Source organism: Paenibacillus medicaginis (assembly GCF_042138635.1).
Classification (GTDB): domain Bacteria; phylum Bacillota; class Bacilli; order Paenibacillales; family Paenibacillaceae; genus Paenibacillus; species Paenibacillus medicaginis.
This window is the reverse complement of sequence record NZ_JBHIRY010000029.1, coordinates 42,146-58,454: the sequence shown is the minus strand read 5'-3', so window position 1 is coordinate 58,454 and position 16,309 is coordinate 42,146. Positions and strand designations below refer to the sequence as shown.

The window sequence follows — 16,309 nt, the reverse complement described above, 5'->3', positions numbered from 1 at the left end:
CGACTACGGCACTTTAAAGGGTAAAGTTACCGGGTGGATTTGAACCACCTAGATGGTGCGACTGTGAGGCGCACAAAGAAACCTAACCGCATGAGCGATCAGGTTTCATAACCATTTTATTTTACTGTGACTGGCTTTGAATCGCAAGCGTATACCTGCAATGGCCATTAAGTCAACGTTTTCAGTTCATCCGTAAGAGTTCGGAAAGCTACTTCATCCTTGGAAGCAAGCGCCTCGTCAATTTCACGGTACAGTTTGTCGCTTTTGTATTTGCGCAATGCTTCATCCAGCACCAGCTCCGCCGACAGACCAAGCATGACTTCATAAGTAACCTTCATTTTATCCATAGGATGCACCTCCAAACAAGGGTTTTCAAGAGTTTTTATATGCTCTTCCTTTTGCCACATAGTTTAACGTTGTATCCGCCATCCGCTTTAAATCGGCCTCCGTTAATTCTCTTACAACTCTTGCCGGAGTGCCCAGCGAAAGCGTGTAGGGAGGAATACGCGTGTTTTCGGTCACAAGCGATCCTGCTCCTATTAAAGCATATTCACCAATATCTGCTCCGTTCAGTACAATAGCCCCCATTCCAATCAATGTGCCCTTGCCGATAGAGCAGCCATGAATAATGGCTCCATGGCCAACAGATACGTCCTCTGACACCATCAGCGGCTGGTTGGTATTGACATGGCCGATGACTCCATCCTGAATATTGCTGCGGTCACCGATCGCAATCGGTGCCATATCGCCGCGCAGAACGGCATTGAACCATATCGAGCAATCCTGTCCGATCGTAACATCACCAATAATACGTGCTCCTTCAGCGGTATAAACCGACGAATGAAGCGAGGGCCATTTCCCTTGATAAGCGATCATATTGAATCCACCCTTCTGTTTTGGGTGTGATTCTAGCAATACGCCGTACTATTGTCAAACCTTCTTCTTTCCTGCCCCGGTGCCTGGCGGGCTGCAGCAGCCCGCCGTCCTCATGCCCCACGCCGTCATCTGCACAACGGTTCCGGCGGCTTGATGTTCACCCACGCGCAGCAGCCCGAAATGCATGAGCATGCGGATGATTCTTTTATCAAAAACGGCTTCAGGACTGTCGTAGTAAAAAGGCTTGATGAATGGACCGATTTGTTCGAACAAGGATGCCTGCGGTACCCAGCTTTTTGCGCAAATGGAGGTCCAATATATGAGAGAAGATATATTGGGGACCGCCCCCTTATACAGTCTTAACCAAAACCTGAATAACTGTATCAGTTCTTCCTCGGTCGGAATATCAAGCGCTTCCTCCCCCTTTGCTGTCAACACAAGGAGGCCGCCTGCTTCAGCAATCCACTTGCGGTAAAAGGCGTAATCATACAGCAGGGCCAAGCGGTCCGGATAGTGTTTGAAAAATCGCCCGTAACCGAAACGCCAGCCACCTTTACCAAGCAACGGCTCCGCAACATGCAGATGCTCTATCATCTGCTGCTGGGTGCGGCGATACATCACGCCTTCGGGATTCAGCACAATCTCGTGCGAGCCAATGAAGCGCAGCATCAGCTTTAAATCCTCCCCAAGCAAATGCCCCTCGTCTCTGTAAACCGCAGGCTCGTCCGTGCTCTCGATCAGTTCCCGCATATGCTGACTGGTCACTTCGCTCAGACGCTGTTTTAAATCGGCAGGCACCTGAAACAGATACCGGGTATGATTCGTCGAGCCGTTGAACAGCCAGCCTGCACTGCGAAGACGTGTGACCATTTCCCGTGGCGTAATTTCCGCCTCATCATCCAGAGCCTGCCTGGCCGCCGCGATCAGCTCTTCCATGCCGAAATATGGCCGTTCATCAAACAGCAGCGTATTCAGAAACCTGCGGTACGGTAATGGCAGATTTCGTACCTGTTGTTCAAAAAAATCGCGCCGTCCCAGCTTTGTGAGAATGCCTTGAATTAATTCATGTTTGGAGTTCGGTTTGCATTCGCATTCATAGTGGCTGGCAATCCTATTCAATTGGCCGATGTCGGCATAAGTTAGCATTTCCGCCAGATTCATAGGTTCATCGCCCCCGCCGCCCTCCAGATGGTTTCTGCCAAACTCCGGTAATTCTTGAGCTGTCTAGAATCAGCTTTGACTGATTGCGTGCTTTCTAAACCTAAATTTATCCATAAAGTCCGAAGCCGCAGTACGTGAATGCAAAAAGGCCGGGAAATGAGTGCAAGCAGCTCCTTTCCTCAGCCTTTTATTCCAAAAAAGGACGTCCTGCAGCAAGAAAAAATCCGCTTTGAGACATCCCTGATATGTCAAACACCTGTGAAACGAAGTAAAGTTGCTGCTTACTGCTAAAGGAGGTGCTTGGTGCAGTTGTAAAGCACAGGAGACCATTCAATATCCTGTCGTTCCAGAATCGTTAACGAAAGATTGCCGATTCTTTCGGAATGCTTGTCCTCATAGAGCGCTGTGAACAGTTGGGCAAGAAAAGCTCCGTGAGAGACCACCAGCAAGTTGCGGTCACGGTTCTCTTCCCATATGGCCTTCAAAAATGCCAGTCCTCTCCGTCGCATCGCCTCTTCACTTTCCTGCCCCAGCTCCAGCAGATGCCAGTCTGCGCCCCATTTGCTCTCCCGCTCCGCCTGGGTCAGTCCCTCAACCTGACCGAAAGACCTTTCATTCAGACGGACATCCGGCTCCAGCAGCTCGATTCCCAGCATGGAAGCGATAATCTCTCCCGTCTCCCCGGCCCGGGATAAACCGCTCGTCACTACCGCGTCCCATTGATACGGCTCTTTCTGCAGACGCATGCCCAGCAATCTCGCCTGCTCCCGGCCTTCTTCATTCAAGGGAATATCGCTTTGGCCCTGAATTCTTCCAAGCACATTCCAATCCGTCAAACCATGTCTGACCAATCCTAACAGCATGCTCTTCCCTCACGTCCCGTTTCTTGTAGAGGTTGTTCAAAAAGTCATCTTTTGATCACGAAGTAAATCAGGAAGTGGACTCGACATCGAATCTTGAATTCAGCCGGGCCTTCCGGTGCTCACGTACCCTAAGTACGCTCCGCTCCTCAGTCCCTATCTTCATTCAACCTTCTCGGTGCTGAAAACCTGACTTTTTGAACATACACTTATAATCTTTGGTGCGGGCTCTATCTTCTTACCCGGTGCACCCAGCCGATCGACAACAGCGCCAGAGCTACTGCCAGAAAGGACAGCACCATCCAATATTCCGGATAGGCCGGGACAATATTGCCGATCAGCGGCTCCATAATACCGTTTATCGGTTCAGGAATAACCACCTTTATGCTGTCAGACACAGAATCGGCCCCCGCCACTCCAGTCGGCAGTATCCCCGACTGCTGTGCTCCGGTTGAAGCGTGCCCCTGGCCATCCCCCACCGGATGGCTGCTCATCGTCAAAACCAAAAAACTGCACAGAAAGATGGCCAGGAAACCGGCGATCCAAGCCGAAATGGATCTGCGCAACGCCGGACTGATACGGGAACGGCGGTTTTCACCCGGCACGAGCCAGGGCGATTCCGCATAGATCCGATCCATGACCCGGCGGTTGACGTTCTCCGCCTGTTCTTCTGACACCTCATCGGGAATTTGAAGCATAGCCGAGCGGCTTAGCTGCCAGCCCGACCATTCCGCCGAACAGCGCTCGCAGTGCGCATTATGGTCTTCCACCATTCTGCGCCGCGGGTCTTGTTCGGGCAGATCTTTCAAAACACCGAACAATTCCTTAGCCTCCCTGCATTTCATCGGCTGCTCATTCCTTCCCTTTCCTCAAGTAGGGGCTCATAAAGATAAGGCTCCAGTTGATTCTTTACACTTGACCTGGCCCGGAACAAAAGCGACTTGACCGCGCTCACCGTTTGTCCGAGCACCTTGGCAATCTCCTGATAGTCCAACTGGTCATACTCCCGTAATATTAACGCGGAGCGCTGCTTTTCCGGCAGATTTTTAATCGCCTCCCGCACCATTTCAACCTGCTCAGTCCTTAATATCGCCTGCTCGGGAATGGCATCCGGAGGGGCGATCGGAGTATATCCGCTCTCCTCGAGTGGTACGCTGCCGCTGCGCTGCTTGCGCAGTTCGCTGAGCACCGTATTCCGCGCAATGGTATATAACCAGGTTGAGAAAGACGCGTCCACTTCCCGAAAAGAGTGCAGGCTGCGATAAGCCTTATAAAAGGTTTCCGAGCACAAATCCTCGGCCATCATTTCAAGTCCGGAGCTTTTCAGCATATGATACACGAAAGCCAGAATCTTCCGCTGATACCTTCTCATTAAATGTGAATATAATTCAATATTCCCTTGCTTAATTTCCTGAATCAACTGGGAATCCGTCATCATCCGAGTGAGACCCTCCTCGCCCATGTGCCTCCTCCCCGTTCGATCCTCTTACTTATGTATTACCGAACAGGTTTGTAAAAGTTGCGCTCTCTTGTCTCTTCGCGCCCTATAAAGTACAGCTGCCATCTATGTTCCAAATTTTCCTCACCCATTGTACCATATATTAGCTGCAATCTAAAAGTTCCACAATGGGGTTCACCCTTTTGACATGAAAAAAGCAAAAAAAGACCACTCAGGCCAGAACCCAAGTGGTTACTACTATGTTGCAAGTAGTGGAGTTAAAGGATAGGAGTGGAGAGAAACCATACTGTACTTTTAGTATATGTATCCGTTTTCATTTTGTCAACGGTTTTTTAAAAGCGTTTTCTTTTTTTATAAAAAAATAGCCGCACTGCAGTGCCTGCGCTGCGGTCCGGCTATTTTGCTTCGTTTAAACAACCACGTGGTAGCGCTGCTCGCTAAGCAGCTTTTTCGCTTTCTCCCAATCCTCTTCCTGTCTGAACGACAGCCGCAGAATGCCCGGCACATCCTCTCTGCTCTCGATAATCTGCATATTGCTGAGGTTGATGCGGTGATCGCCAAGCTGGGTGGCGATTTGGCCGATAATGCCGGGCGTGTCCGGAACATCAATGTACAGGTCGAATAAAGGAGTGATCATTCCCTTCCGCCGTTCGGGTAATTCACTGCGAAATGCGCCAGCTGTCCTGAATTCGTCCTCAATGCCTTCGCCGTCCCGTTCCAGCAGCAGACGCGTAAAGCGTTCAATCTGCTCATTCCACTCCTGCAACAGATTCAGCAGCACATCACGGTTGCTGAGCAGAATATCACGCCATACAATCGGGTCGCTGGATGCAATACGCGTGATGTCTCTGAAGCCGCCTGCGGCAAGCACGCGGTAGAGCCCGTTCTCTTCATTATGCGTACGCACCTGATTTACCAGGGAAGCAGCGATAATATGCGGGAGATGGCTGATCGCCCCCACAATATCATCATGCATTCCCGGCTCCACTCTTACAATCTGCGCACCGGTAAACTGCAGCAGCTTTTCAAGGGAACTGCATACCTGCTCAGGAACATCCGCTGCCGGGGACAGCACATAATAAGCGTTTTCGAATAAAACGGCCGACGAGGCTGTAATTCCCGAACGCTCCGAGCCCGCCATCGGATGCCCGCCGATAAAATAAACATCGTCCCAAGGAATCTGCTCCGCAAGCGCGGTAATGGACTGCTTGGTACTTCCCACATCGCTGATGATGCAGCCTTTTTTCAGCGGAAGCTTGCTCAGCAGCAGCAGATAATGCTCAAGCTGTCCTACAGGCACGCACAGAAATATAAAATCGGCGTCCAGCGCCGCTTCCTCAACGGACAAGGTCGCGGAGTCAACGACTCCGCGGCTGACCATCGGTTCCAATAATTCTGGAAGATGAGCATGGCCTACGACGGTGATCCCCGGTTTGCCTTTAAAGCAAAGCGCGAGCGATCCTCCGATCAGGCCCACCCCGAATATAGCAATTTTCATGAATATCGTTCCTATCCGCGTTATTAAGGCTGCACCTGCGCCTTTTCCAGGCCCAGCACCTGTTCAAGCACGCTGATGAAAATTTCGTTCTGTGACTGGGAACCGACGGTTACGCGTATGTAGGTCGGATATTTCTCAAATCCTGCGCGGACAATGACCCCTTTTTGCAGAAGCGATTGGAATACTTCTTTGGAAGGTCGACCGGCATCCACCAGAATAAAGTTCCCGTGCGCCGGAAAAGCGGCAAGGCCCAGCCTCTTGAATTCTTTTTGCAAATATTCGATGCCTGCGGCGTTATTGGCCCGGCATTCCTTCACGAAGGCCTGATCGCTAAGCGCTGCAATAGCAGCGGCCTGACCGATCCGCGATGTGTTGAAAGGCTCACGCACCTGGTTAATCAGCCGGATGACCTCCGGCTGGGCGATTCCGTAGCCGACCCGCAAAGACGCGATGCCGTAAATCTTGGAGAAGGTGCGCAGCACAACCAAATTGCTGTATCTTGACAGCAACGGGATACTGTTCGGATACGAGCTGTCTGTAACGTATTCGAAATAGGCTTCATCCAGAACAACCATGACATGCCCGGGAACCCGGTCCAGGAAAAGAGTCAGCTCTTCCGCGGATACGATGGTGCCTGTCGGATTGTTCGGATTGCATACCCAAATGATTTTTGTCCGGTCATTAACATGGGAGAGCATGGCGTTCAGGTCGTGTACCCCATCCACAAGCGGAACCTCGACCGAGAGTGCTCCTTCAATATCCGCATTGCTTTTGTAAACCGAGAAGGTCTGGTCAGCCATAATGTTCTCGTCTCCAGGCAACAGGAAGGCTCTTGCAATCAGCGCGATGATCTCGTCCGAGCCGCAGCCGAAAATAACCTGATTCTCCTGCACGCCTGTATGACGCGCGAGCGCCTTGGTCAGCTCTACAGCACTTCCGTCGGGATAAAGACTCAAATTGGATAGTTCCGCCTGAATGGCCTCCTTGACTGCTGGAGAGCTCCCGTACGGATTTTCGTTGGATGCCAGCTTGATGACTTGATCCAGTCCGAGCTCACGCTTGACCTCCTCGATCGGTTTACCCGGCTGGTACACCGGCAAATTGCCAATTTGCGGTTTAGGCTGCACAGCCCTCGCCTCCTTGTCTGCAAAATAGGTTATGCTCTCAATTGTGCCACAAAGCTGCGAATTTGCAACAGTCCCTTCTTGCGGCGGGAAGGATCGTCCAGCAGCGGGATGGCTTCCTCCACCTGACGCACAATCGCGCTGCCTACGACAACGCCGTCGCAAATCCGCGAGAAACGCTTCACCTGTTCGCCGTTGGAAATTCCGAAGCCAACGGCGACAGGAAGATCCGTATGACGCTTCACGCGCTCAATAAACTGCTCTACACCTTCAAAAAATGACGCTCTTTCCCCCGTTACTCCCAGAGAAGACACGCAATATATAAAACCGCGCGCGTTGCGCACAATTCGCTCGATGCGCGTATCCGAGGTCGGCGCGACGAGTGGCACAAGATTTACATCGGCCTGCTCCGCCTGACGTCCAAGCTCCTCGGCCTCTTCAACCGGCAGGTCAGGGATGATGATACCGCTGATTCCGTGCTCCTGCAAAGCGGCAAAGAACGTCTCCATTCCCATTTGCAGCACTGGGTTGTAGTAAGTAAAGAGAATAAACGGCATCCGCACCCCGGCTTCCCTTGCCTTATCCGCCGCCTCCAGACAAGTGCGGATCGTAATCCGGTTCTGCAAAGCCCGCTCCGAAGCGCGCTGAATGACCGGCCCGTCTGCCAGGGGGTCGGAGTACGGAACGCCGAGCTCCAGCATATCCGCCCCGGCTTCCTCCAGCTCGCGGATAATGTCCACCGTCGTCTCCACATCCGGATCACCAACCGTCAAAAACGGGATCAGCGCCGTCTTTTTTTCCTCACGGAGGCGTTTAAACGTTGCATCCATCAAGTTCATGACTGTCCGCCTCCCGTATGTTTCATAATCGATTCCACGTCCTTGTCTCCCCGTCCGGACAGGCAGATCACGATAATGTCATCCTTGGACATGCCGGGAGCCATTTTAACGACCTCTGCCACCGCATGGGAGGACTCCAGAGCTGGCAGTATTCCTTCCGTTCTGCACAGCAGCTGCAGCGCATCCAGCGCCTCGGCATCGGTAATGGGCACATATTTGGCCCGCTGAATATCCTTCAGATAGGAGTGCTCCGGACCTACGCCCGGATAATCCAGGCCTGCCGAAATGGAGTGGGCCGGCTGCACCTGCCCGTACTCGTCCTGCAGCAGATAGCTCATGGAGCCCTGGAAGACCCCGTGCGTACCCTTGGTCATCGTTGCTGCATGCAGGTCTGTATCCATACCCTTGCCCGCCGCTTCAACACCGACGAGAGCCACCTCCTTATCCTCGATAAAAGGATAGAACATGCCGATGGCGTTGCTGCCGCCGCCAATGGCCGCGACGACGACATCCGGCAGCCGCCCTTCGCTCTCGAGGATTTGTCGCCGGGTTTCGTCCCCGATCACACGCTGGAAATTGCGGACGATCATCGGATACGGATGCGGGCCGACCGCTGAGCCGAGAATGTAGAACGTATCATGCACATGACTGACCCAGTAGCGAAGGGCCTCGTTGCCGGCATCCTTCAATGTTCTGGACCCTGAGGTCACAGGGATGACCTCCGCGCCGAGCAGCTTCATGCGGAATACGTTCAACTGCTGGCGCACCGTATCCTCCTCACCCATGAAGACCTTGCACTCCAGTCCCATCAAGGCGGCAACCGTGGCGGTGGCCACACCGTGCTGGCCTGCGCCTGTCTCGGCGATGACCTTATGCTTGCCCATTCTTTTTGCAAGCAGTCCCTGGCCGAGCGCATTGTTGATTTTGTGCGCTCCCGTATGGTTCAAATCCTCGCGCTTCAAATATATCTTTGCTCCGCCCAGATGCTTCGTGAGCCGTTCCGCATAATATAGCGGGGTCTCCCTGCCGGAATACTGCTTCAGCAGATAGTTCAGTTCTTCATTAAATTCCGGATCGTCCGCATATTTCCGGTAGGATTCCTCCAGCTCGATCAGAGCGTTCATCAGCGTCTCTGGTACGAATCGTCCCCCGAAAACGCCGAAACGGCCGTTAAGATCAGGCAGTTGTGCCATGACGCTTCACCCTTTCCACGAATGCTGTAATTTTTGCTATGTCTTTGACACCGTCCGTCTCCACACCACTGGACACGTCGAGCCCCTCCGGACCATAGGCCGAGATGAGCTCGCCCGCGTTGCCGGGAGTGAGACCGCCGGCAATAAATAAAGGGATGCCGTACATCCCTGCACGCTCGTGATAAGAAGGAATGGCCTCCCAGACAAAGGTGCGGCCCGATCCTCCCTCATAGCAGGGATCATAGGTGTCCAGCAGGAAAGCGTCAACTTGGCCTACGTAGGGGTCCAGCCGTTCAGCACCAACCGCTGCAGCATCGGCACCTCCCTGAACCGGGAACGCCTTGATCACCGATGTTCCAAACCGTTCCTTGACAGAAGCGCAGAAAGCGGGGCTTTCCTTACCGTGAAGCTGGATCACATCCAATTGCGCCATGTCCATAACCTCCTGCAGCTGCTCGATGTCCGGGTTGACAAACACGCCCACGCTACGAGGGCAGCGATCCGTTTTCCAATCCCCCAGCACCTTTATAAGCTCAGCCGCCTGCTCTGGGCCGATGCGGCGCTTGCTGTCCGCAAATACAAATCCGATATAATCGATATTTAAATGTACCATTGATTTTAGCACTTCAACGCTTTGAAGTCCACAAATTTTTACTGCCGTTTCCAACACTGAACTGTCCCTCCTTTCTTTCTTCATGCATCATAAACTCTGCTATATTCAGCCTTCCATCAAAGCATGAACGGCCTGGCCTACGTCCTGCTGCCGCATCAGATATTCGCCGACAAGCACGCCCTTTGCCCCTTTGTTGTACAAATACTCAATATCCTGCGGTCCGGCGATTCCGCTCTCGCTGATCAGGGTGATACCTTCTGTGACCAGCTCGGCCAGCTCCTCCGTCGTCTGCAGACGTGTCTCAAACGTCTTGAGGTCGCGGTTATTGACACCGATCAGGGTTGCCCCAAGCTCAAGCACCATTTCCATTTCCGCTCTGTCATGCACTTCCACCAGCGCATCCAGCCCCGCTTCACGCGCAGTGCCCAGGAAGCGGCGCATACGTTCCTTATCCAGAATGGCAGCAATGAGCAGCACGGCATCCGCTCCAAGGAGGCGGGCTTCGTAAATTTGCATTTCGTCGATGACGAAATCCTTACGCAGCAACGGAAGTCCGACTGCCTGTCTGATTTCCCGCAAATAATCGGGGCTTCCCTGAAAGTGATCCACATCCGTCAGCACCGAAATACAGTCTGCCCCTGCAGCCTCATAGGCGCGGGCGATCTGGACCGGATCGAAGTCAGGCCGGATCAGTCCCTTGGAGGGAGACGCCTTTTTGACCTCGGCAATCAGCCCCAGCCTCCGTTTGAGCCGGTTGGCCAGCGCATCCTCGAAGCCGCGCGCCGGCGGCATGTCCGCAATCGTCCGCTCCGCTTCAAGAATGGAAAAATGCTCCTTCAGCGCCGCTGTTTCCTTTTGCTTGGTAACCACAATTTTATCAAGATACATATTCGTATTCCCCCGTTGCCTGAATTAACTGCTCCAGCTTCTCCAAAGCTCTGCCCGAATCAATCGCTTTGGCCGCTCTGTGAACTCCTTCCTGGAGTGAAGAAACCTTACCTGCCACATAAATGCAGGCTCCCGCGTTGGCAAGCACGACATCCCTGTACGGCCCCTTCTCACCATTCAGAATTGTGCGGATGATGTCCGCGTTGTCCGCGGCATCCCCGCCGAGCACATGCTCAAGCGGATGGCTACGCAGTCCCAAATCAGAAGGGGTGATTTCATAAGTTATCACCGCTCCATCCTTCAGCTCGGACACTGTTGTCGGTCCCGAAATGCTGATTTCGTCCAATCCCTCAGCGCTGCTGACGACCAGCGCGCGCTTGGACCCGAGCTGGTTCAGCACCGATGCGATTACTTCCGTCTTGCTGTTATCATAGATGCCGAGCAGTTGGCGGTCTGCCCCTGCCGGATTCGTGAGCGGTCCCAGCATGTTAAATACGGTACGGACTCCCAATTCACGGCGCGGTGCGGCGGCATACTTCATGGACGGGTGATACACCTGTGCAAACAGGAAGCAGATGCCGATTCTGTCCAGACAGTGTCTTGCCTGCTCGCCGGACAAATGAATATTGACCCCTAAAGCCTCCAGCACATCGGCACTGCCAGCCCGCCCGCTGGCGGAGCGGTTGCCATGCTTCGCTACCCGAACCGATTCCGCAGCCGCAATGATGGCCGACACCGTGGAAATATTGAATTTATGAATGCCTGACCCCCCGGTGCCGCATGTATCCAGCAGCTGCTCGCCGCTGACGGCTATCTTGCCGGCGTGACTGCGCATCGCCTCAGCAAAGCCGGTGATCTCGTCAACCGTCTCTCCTTTCATGCGCAACGCCGCCAACAGTCCTCCGATTTGCGCCGGTGTCGCTTCCCCCGTCATAATCCGTTCCATGATGGCGCGTGCCTCGAAACGTGACAAATCCGACCCCTGCAACACTTGATTTAACCCTGCCTGTATAAGATGCTGCCTTTCCACCATATTTTCCTCCTTATCGTCCATAAAATTACGACTGTCAGCCGAATCCCGCCGATTATCGGGAGTTGTACAGGTAATCCTGGTTCAGGACATCGCTCTGCCGCTTCGGCTGTGCGAACATGGCTTCTGCTGTACGGATCGCCTTCAGCATGGCTTTGGCTTTATTGACCGTCTCCTGATACTCGCTTTCCGCCACCGAATCCCAGACGATACCGGCGCCAGCCTGGACGTAAGCGCGGCCTTTTTTGAAGACAATGGTCCGAATCGTAATGCAGGAGTCCATATTTCCGGAAAAGCCAAGATAACCGATAGCGCCTGCATACGCACCACGCGCTTCCCGTTCAAGCTCGGCGATAATTTCCATCGCCCGCAGCTTCGGTGCTCCCGACACGGTACCCGCAGGCAGACAGGACAGAAAGGCGTCGAAGAAATCCTTATCCTCGGCCAGGCGCCCGGAGACGTTGGAAACGATATGCATCACATGCGAATAACGCTCAATTTCCATGAAGGTATCGCATTTTACTGTTCCAAATTCGGAAACGCGGCCCAAATCATTGCGGCCCAAATCCACGAGCATGAGATGCTCGGCGCGTTCCTTCTCATCCTGAAGCAGTTCCTCGGCAAGCGCCCTGTCTTCTTCTTCACCGCCCCCCCGTGGGCGCGTACCCGCAATCGGTCTCGTCTCGACCCGGCCGTTCTCTACCTTCACCAGAGCCTCGGGAGAAGTGCCTACGATGATCTCTTCGTCCATTTTCAAATAATACATGTAGGGCGATGGGTTCAGCGTACGAAGTGTCCGGTACACCTGCAGCGGCGATACCTCGGTATCAATATGAAAACGCTGGGACAGCACCACCTGAAATATATCCCCTGCCCGGATGTATTCCTTCGCCCGCTCAACATTGCCGATGAACTGCTCCTTCGTCAGGTTGGAATGGATTTCTCCGAGCTCCACATCGCCAGGCACGACGGCCGCACCGCCAAAATCTCCCGCGACCGGCTCCCGCAGCCGCTCTGCCACTGCTTCCAGCTTCCGCTCCACCTCTGCATAGGCAAGCCTGATCTCCTCATCTGAAGCTCCCTGATGAATATGGACATTGCCCACAAGCATCATCTGCTGCTTGACATGGTCAAAAACGATAATCTGATCACAGAACATAAAGCGGATATCGTCCATATTGAGATCGTCGACAGCATGCTCCGGCAGCTTCTCATAATATTGGAGCAGATCGTAACCGAAAAAGCCGATAGCGCCGCCTGTAAAAGGAGGCATATCCTCAAGGCGCGGGCTGCGGTAGCCGCGCAGCAGTGCTTTCAGGGACTCTACTGGCTTTCCTTCCAGCACCCGCTTCTCCCCGTTTTGTTCAAGCGTAATTCGTCCTTTTTTGCCGGAAATCATAAGAAATGGATCTGTCCCTATAAAAGAATAGCGTGCCCACTGCACCCCTCCTTCCACACTCTCGAGCAGAAAGGCCCGGTCTCTGTCCACACAGCGGCGGAAAATCCGGATTGGCGTTTCCATATCGGCCAACACCTTCTTGTATACCGGAATCAGATTGAATTCACCGGACATGGAAATCACTTGTTCAACATTTGGGGTTAACATGGGTTCACTTCCTCTCAAATTTGAAGCAGAATGAACTGAACAGTCAAAAAAAGCCTCTACCGGCCGGTAGAGGCTTGTTCATCATTGAAATTATAAGAATGCTGCCATATGTACGGCATCCCGAACACCGTATTTACACAAAAGAAACTTCTCCCTGCAAGGCAACTACAGCTTCCGCAAGCAGTCTATTCCCCTACACCAAAGAATAATATGCCTGTTCCCCTCTCAAGGGTAAAACAGCATACCGTTCCTTTCGGTTATCATGCATATGGACTCGGCTCTAAACTGCACTCTTCTCAATCTCAACTCAAACTCACTCTACTCTGACTCTGCTACTGACATCACTATATCCTATTTATACGCTTCTGGCAACCTTGATGCTGCTCACATATCCGACCGGGAGGCAACCGCCAAATCGGGACGAAGCACCTGAGCCCCGTTCAAATACACATGTTTTATCTCGCGCTGTGATTTCTCTGTGTTCACCTGTATCAGCAGCCGGATGCATCTGGACAGACCACCTTTGACATCAATTTCAACAGAGCACATCAGAGGCACGAACTCCCAGCCTTCCAGCTGCCGGACCGCCTTGGCGGGGAAGGTCGCATTCAGGTCCTGGGTCATGGTAATCCAGATATTCGATATATATTCCGGGTCCAGATCGTTGCGCTTCACCAGCTCGGACAGCAGCTGCACGGTAGCTTCAAGAATTTCCTGCTCATCATTGTGCGTGACGGTTGTCGCCCCGCGAATTCCTCGGTTGTACAAGGCTTACACCTCCTTCAGCTGTTCCACGATTTCCCTGACAAGGGAGGCAGGAATGTCCTTCCGGATCTCCACCTGTCCGATGGAAAGGGGCACTACAAACGTAATGCTGCCCTCTTTAAACTTTTTATCATGCATCATCGCGCTCATTATGGCATCGGTCTCCAGCTCACGGGGCAGAACGACCGGAAGCCGCAGCGACTGCAGCATGGCTCTCGTCTCTTGCACGAGGGACGGATCTGCGCCAAGCCGCACACCGAGCATAGCGGAGCCCACCATGCCGATGGAAATCGCCTCGCCGTGCAGTAGCGTGCCGTAACCGGCGATCGCCTCAATCGCATGGCCGATAGTATGCCCGAGATTCAAAATCGCGCGTAGCCCGTTCTCCTTCTCATCCTGGGAAACAACCTTCGCTTTGACTGCACAGCCCTTCTCCAAGCCATACTCCAGCGCTTCCGGCTCAAGCGCCAGCAGCCCTTGCGCATGTTCCTGGCACCAGCAGGCAAAATCGGCGTCCCAGATCAAGCCGTGCTTGAGCATTTCCGCAAGGCCCGCGGATACCTCCCGCGGCGGCAGCGTGAGCAGTGTATCCACGTCATACAGGACCAGCTCAGGCTGATGAAAAGCGCCGATCATATTTTTCGCCAGAGGATGATTAATGCCTACTTTGCCGCCGACACTGCTGTCATGGGCCAGAATCGTGGTCGGAATCTGGACGAAGCGAATGCCGCGCATATAGCTTGCCGCGGCAAAGCCCGCAAGATCTCCGACAACCCCGCCGCCCAGCGCCGTGATGGAAGAGCTTCTGTCCAGCCCGCCTTCAATGGCGGCTGTAATGACCTCTTCATAAACGGACAGCGATTTGGACTTTTCCCCTGCTTCCACGACGAAAGTCAGCGTATTGTATCCTGCGTTTGCGAGACTCTCAGTCAATTTATTTAAATAGAGCGGCGCCGTATTGCTATCGCTTATAATCAAATGGGGACTTTTCTTGGACAGTCCGCGCTGTTCAAAATAGGCCCCGGCCTTTTCCAGCAATCCCTGCCCGATATAAATCGGGTAGGATCTTTCTCCCAGCTCAACAGTCAGTGTCCCCATCTTAGTACCTTTCCAGCTGTGCCTGATAGGCTGCCATGTTGGCGCGTATTTCCTCAATGGAATCCCCGCCGAACTTCTCAAGCAACGCCTTTGCAATTTCCCATGCGACCACATGCTCCATGACCACGCTGGCAGCCGGCACGGCGCAGGCGTCCGAACGTTCAACCTGGGCCGTGAACGCTTCCTTGGTGTCAATATCTACGCTCTGAAGCGGTTTGTACAGTGTAGGGATCGGCTTCATGACTCCGCGCACAACCACTGGCATTCCGTTTGTCATGCCGCCTTCAAAGCCGCCGAGGCGGTTCGTTCGGCGGTGATAGCCCTGTTCCTCTGTGTACAGGATCTCGTCATGCACCTGGGAGCCGCGCAGCTTGCCCGCTTCAAATCCGATGCCGATTTCCACACCCTTGAAGGCGTTGATGGACAGGACCCCTTGGGCAATACGGCCATCCAGCTTGCGGTCATACTGCACATGACTGCCAAGACCAATCGGCACACCTTCCACGATGCATTCCACGATGCCGCCGACGGAATCCCCTTCCTTCTTGATCTCGTCAATATAGGCTTCCATCTTCTTCTCGGTCTCCGGGTCGGTTACACGAACGGAGGATGCCTCTGTGACGGCGATCAGCTCGTCAATCGGCAGTTCTTTGTAAGGAGCCTCGATTTCCCCGATACGGATGACCTGGCCGGCCACCTTGATCCCGAATTCGGCCAGCAGCTGGCGAGCCAGCGCACCGCAGGCGACACGAATCGCCGTTTCCCGGGCGCTTGAGCGCTCCAGTACGTTGCGCAGATCCTTCAGATTGTATTTCAACCCGCCGTTCAGATCCGCATGACCGGGACGCGGACGATGCACTCGCCGCTTCTCCTCATCCGTACCCTCGATCGGCTCAATGTTCATAATGTTCCGCCAGTGTGTCCAGTCCTTGTTCTCTACGACAATGGCGACAGGCGCTCCTGTAGTATATCCGTGCCGTACACCGCCAACGATATTGGCCGTATCTGTCTCAATCTGCATCCGGCGTCCGCGGCCGTAGCCTTTCTGGCGTCTTTGCAGCTGAAAATTAATTTCCTCGAAATCCAGGCGCAGGTTGCTTGGCAGACCCTCCACAATAGCCGTCAATTGGGGTCCGTGCGTTTCCCCTGCTGTCAAGTAGCGTAAACCCATGCTGCGTTCCCCCTTTAAACTGTTAAACTGTACATCGCTAAAATCCGTTAACTCATTATAGTACAGGGTATGCGCTTTGACAAGAAATGCACTTGGTATGTAAGAAAAATGTGTAAAAAAATCACCCC

17 protein-coding genes are annotated in these 16,309 nt (G+C 53.4%); all 17 read right to left on the bottom strand.

What is annotated here, in order from left to right:
• Positions 1-167 precede the first annotated feature (167 nt).
• Positions 168-347 (bottom strand): IDEAL domain-containing protein, encoded by a 180-nt coding sequence (locus ACE5LO_RS22455; protein WP_375353501.1) that lies wholly within the window; start codon positions 345-347, stop codon positions 168-170.
• A gap of 25 nt (positions 348-372) precedes the next feature.
• Positions 373-876: a gamma carbonic anhydrase family protein gene (locus ACE5LO_RS22450; RefSeq protein WP_375522197.1), complete on the bottom strand. Its 504-nt coding sequence runs from the start codon at positions 874-876 to the stop codon at positions 373-375.
• A 54-nt stretch (positions 877-930) separates the two neighbouring features.
• Positions 931-2,037, bottom strand: a complete 1,107-nt coding sequence (locus tag ACE5LO_RS22445; RefSeq protein WP_375522196.1) for a hypothetical protein — start codon at positions 2,035-2,037, stop codon at positions 931-933.
• 287 nt (positions 2,038-2,324) lie between these two features.
• Positions 2,325-2,900: a histidine phosphatase family protein gene (locus tag ACE5LO_RS22440; RefSeq protein WP_375522195.1), complete on the bottom strand. Its 576-nt coding sequence runs from the start codon at positions 2,898-2,900 to the stop codon at positions 2,325-2,327.
• 227 nt (positions 2,901-3,127) lie between these two features.
• The gene (locus ACE5LO_RS22435; RefSeq protein WP_375522194.1) at positions 3,128-3,718 is read right to left on the bottom strand and encodes an anti-sigma factor; all 591 of its coding nucleotides are present in this window, start codon (positions 3,716-3,718) and stop codon (positions 3,128-3,130) included.
• Between the two features lie 20 nt (positions 3,719-3,738).
• A complete protein-coding gene (locus ACE5LO_RS22430; protein WP_511055479.1) occupies positions 3,739-4,332 on the bottom strand; it encodes an RNA polymerase sigma factor in 594 nt (197 codons plus the stop codon).
• 433 nt (positions 4,333-4,765) lie between these two features.
• Positions 4,766-5,854, bottom strand: a complete 1,089-nt coding sequence (locus ACE5LO_RS22425; protein ID WP_375522193.1) for a prephenate dehydrogenase — start codon at positions 5,852-5,854, stop codon at positions 4,766-4,768.
• A 23-nt stretch (positions 5,855-5,877) separates the two neighbouring features.
• Positions 5,878-6,981, bottom strand: coding sequence for a histidinol-phosphate transaminase (hisC, locus tag ACE5LO_RS22420; RefSeq protein WP_375522192.1), 1,104 nt, complete (start codon positions 6,979-6,981; stop codon positions 5,878-5,880).
• A 29-nt stretch (positions 6,982-7,010) separates the two neighbouring features.
• The gene (gene trpA, locus ACE5LO_RS22415; protein WP_375522191.1) at positions 7,011-7,817 is read right to left on the bottom strand and encodes a tryptophan synthase subunit alpha; all 807 of its coding nucleotides are present in this window, start codon (positions 7,815-7,817) and stop codon (positions 7,011-7,013) included.
• Complete coding sequence (gene trpB, locus ACE5LO_RS22410) at positions 7,814-9,010, bottom strand: tryptophan synthase subunit beta (RefSeq protein ID WP_375522190.1); 1,197 nt, start codon at positions 9,008-9,010, stop codon at positions 7,814-7,816. The genes trpA and trpB overlap by 4 nt, the downstream gene beginning before the upstream one ends.
• Complete coding sequence (locus ACE5LO_RS22405) at positions 8,994-9,707, bottom strand: phosphoribosylanthranilate isomerase (RefSeq protein WP_375522189.1); 714 nt, start codon at positions 9,705-9,707, stop codon at positions 8,994-8,996. The genes trpB and ACE5LO_RS22405 overlap by 17 nt, the downstream gene beginning before the upstream one ends.
• 21 nt (positions 9,708-9,728) lie before the next feature.
• Positions 9,729-10,511, bottom strand: coding sequence for an indole-3-glycerol phosphate synthase TrpC (gene trpC / locus ACE5LO_RS22400; protein WP_375522188.1), 783 nt, complete (start codon positions 10,509-10,511; stop codon positions 9,729-9,731).
• Positions 10,501-11,544, bottom strand: coding sequence for an anthranilate phosphoribosyltransferase (gene trpD, locus ACE5LO_RS22395; RefSeq protein WP_375522187.1), 1,044 nt, complete (start codon positions 11,542-11,544; stop codon positions 10,501-10,503). Before trpD ends, trpC begins: the two co-directional genes overlap by 11 nt.
• Positions 11,545-11,596: 52 nt before the next feature.
• Positions 11,597-13,147: an anthranilate synthase component I gene (gene trpE, locus ACE5LO_RS22390; RefSeq protein ID WP_375522186.1), complete on the bottom strand. Its 1,551-nt coding sequence runs from the start codon at positions 13,145-13,147 to the stop codon at positions 11,597-11,599.
• A gap of 384 nt (positions 13,148-13,531) precedes the next feature.
• On the bottom strand, positions 13,532-13,915 hold the full coding sequence (gene aroH / locus ACE5LO_RS22385) for a chorismate mutase (protein WP_375522185.1): 384 nt from the start codon (positions 13,913-13,915) through the stop codon (positions 13,532-13,534).
• Positions 13,916-13,918: 3 nt separating this feature from the next.
• Positions 13,919-15,010 carry a 3-dehydroquinate synthase gene (gene aroB / locus ACE5LO_RS22380; protein ID WP_375522184.1) on the bottom strand — a complete coding sequence of 364 codons (1,092 nt, stop codon included), beginning with the start codon at positions 15,008-15,010 and terminating at the stop codon, positions 13,919-13,921.
• A 1-nt stretch (position 15,011) separates the two neighbouring features.
• Positions 15,012-16,181 (bottom strand): chorismate synthase, encoded by a 1,170-nt coding sequence (aroC, locus tag ACE5LO_RS22375; RefSeq protein WP_375522183.1) that lies wholly within the window; start codon positions 16,179-16,181, stop codon positions 15,012-15,014.
• Positions 16,182-16,309: the final 128 nt, after the last annotated feature.

Excerpts from the sequence above, each read along its gene's own strand:
- ACE5LO_RS22455 (WP_375353501.1), bottom strand. The coding sequence starts at position 347 with ATGGATAAAATGAAGGTTACTTATGAAGTCATGCTTGGTCTGTCGGCG.
- ACE5LO_RS22450 (WP_375522197.1), bottom strand. The coding sequence starts at position 876 with ATGATCGCTTATCAAGGGAAATGGCCCTCGCTTCATTCGTCGGTTTAT.
- ACE5LO_RS22445 (WP_375522196.1), bottom strand. The coding sequence starts at position 2,037 with ATGAATCTGGCGGAAATGCTAACTTATGCCGACATCGGCCAATTGAAT.
- ACE5LO_RS22440 (WP_375522195.1), bottom strand. The coding sequence starts at position 2,900 with ATGCTGTTAGGATTGGTCAGACATGGTTTGACGGATTGGAATGTGCTT.
- ACE5LO_RS22430 (WP_511055479.1), bottom strand. The coding sequence starts at position 4,332 with ATGACGGATTCCCAGTTGATTCAGGAAATTAAGCAAGGGAATATTGAA.
- ACE5LO_RS22425 (WP_375522193.1), bottom strand. The coding sequence starts at position 5,854 with ATGAAAATTGCTATATTCGGGGTGGGCCTGATCGGAGGATCGCTCGCG.
- trpA (WP_375522191.1), bottom strand. The coding sequence starts at position 7,817 with ATGAACTTGATGGATGCAACGTTTAAACGCCTCCGTGAGGAAAAAAAG.
- trpB (WP_375522190.1), bottom strand. The coding sequence starts at position 9,010 with ATGGCACAACTGCCTGATCTTAACGGCCGTTTCGGCGTTTTCGGGGGA.
- ACE5LO_RS22405 (WP_375522189.1), bottom strand. The coding sequence starts at position 9,707 with ATGAAGAAAGAAAGGAGGGACAGTTCAGTGTTGGAAACGGCAGTAAAA.
- trpC (WP_375522188.1), bottom strand. The coding sequence starts at position 10,511 with ATGTATCTTGATAAAATTGTGGTTACCAAGCAAAAGGAAACAGCGGCG.
- trpD (WP_375522187.1), bottom strand. The coding sequence starts at position 11,544 with ATGGTGGAAAGGCAGCATCTTATACAGGCAGGGTTAAATCAAGTGTTG.
- trpE (WP_375522186.1), bottom strand. The coding sequence starts at position 13,147 with ATGTTAACCCCAAATGTTGAACAAGTGATTTCCATGTCCGGTGAATTC.
- aroB (WP_375522184.1), bottom strand. The coding sequence starts at position 15,010 with ATGGGGACACTGACTGTTGAGCTGGGAGAAAGATCCTACCCGATTTAT.
- aroC (WP_375522183.1), bottom strand. The coding sequence starts at position 16,181 with ATGGGTTTACGCTACTTGACAGCAGGGGAAACGCACGGACCCCAATTG.